General features: G+C 39.8%; 1 protein-coding gene. It reads right to left on the reverse strand.

Annotated features, from left to right (window positions below; genetic code table 11):
- Window positions 1–15: 15 nt before the first annotated feature.
- Window positions 16–1125: an AI-2E family transporter gene (locus JR005_RS06595; protein ID WP_004985212.1), complete on the reverse strand. Its 1110-nt coding sequence runs from the start codon at window positions 1123–1125 to the stop codon at window positions 16–18.
- Between the last annotated feature and the right edge of the window lie 102 nt (window positions 1126–1227).

The following is a 1227-nucleotide window of genomic DNA, read 5'->3' on the forward strand; positions in this document are numbered from 1 at the left end:
TAAAATATTCAATCACTAAACTTTAGGATCATCCAGATCATCATAAATCATGGTGGTTTTCGGCATTGGTTCAGGTTCAATATTTTCATGTAACCATTCACGCCAGATCGCAAGCAAAATTGCCAAAATCACAGGGCCGATAAATAATCCGACCAATCCAAAACTGGCTAAACCGCCCAATACGCCAAACATAATGAGTAAAAACGGAATCTTAGTTGCGCCTGAAATCACCAAAGGACGAATCACATTATCAGAAGTACTGACGATACAAACACCCCATAGCATCACACCAATCGCACCCATCATATGATCTTGAGAAAACAACCAAAGTGCGACAGAGGTATATGCCACAGGCGTTCCAAAAGGAATCAAGGCCAATAAAAAGGTAACAATGGTCAAAACCATTGGATTTGGGACACCTGCTATAAAATAACTGAGTCCTGCTAAAATTGCCTGAGCCACTGCTGTTAAACCAACACCGTAAACAACTGCGCGAGTGGTTTCAGAAATGGTGTCCAGATAATGATGAACACGTGGCCCGATGACCATTTCCATGGCTTTACTGACCTGACTTAAAATGATCGGCCCATCACGGTAAAAGAAATAGAGTGATAAAAGCGCAAAACCCAATTTAACCAGATTTCGGCTAATTTCACTTAATACAAAACGGCCATAGCCCATATGACCCTGAATCCACGCGGCTACATTTTGGGTAATACTATTAGGATCATTATTGATGTCATTGAGGATCCGTGAAACTTCCTTTCCAATAATCGGCAGCTCACGAATAAAATCTGGAACATCTAAATGACCTGAAAAAATTTGTTTTTGTAGTTCAAAAAAGAGATTGCGGCCTTCGTGTTGCAGCATAAATACGCCAAAAGTCAGCGGTACACCAATCACCAAAATAATCAGTAAAATCATGACTGAGGCATTCAGATTTGGGCGATGCACTCCACACAAACGCTGTACCCACAGATAAATTGGCCAAGTCATATACGCAATAATCGCCGCCCAAACCACAGGAACAATAAAATATTTCAGGATATTAAATCCTAAAAAAAGCAGGATAATCAGTAATCCGAACAGTAAAGCTCGTTGTAGGGTTGGCGCGTATTGTTGCACTGAACTCTCTATCTGTTAAATATTGGGCAAATTATCTTAACTGAAAACAAATAATCAGAAAATAAATCTTGAGTTGCATTGCGTTGTTAAAATGAACGCAAA

This window comes from Acinetobacter sp. Colony158 (assembly GCF_019264745.1).
In the GTDB taxonomy this organism is placed as follows: Bacteria; Pseudomonadota; Gammaproteobacteria; order Pseudomonadales; family Moraxellaceae; genus Acinetobacter; species Acinetobacter ursingii.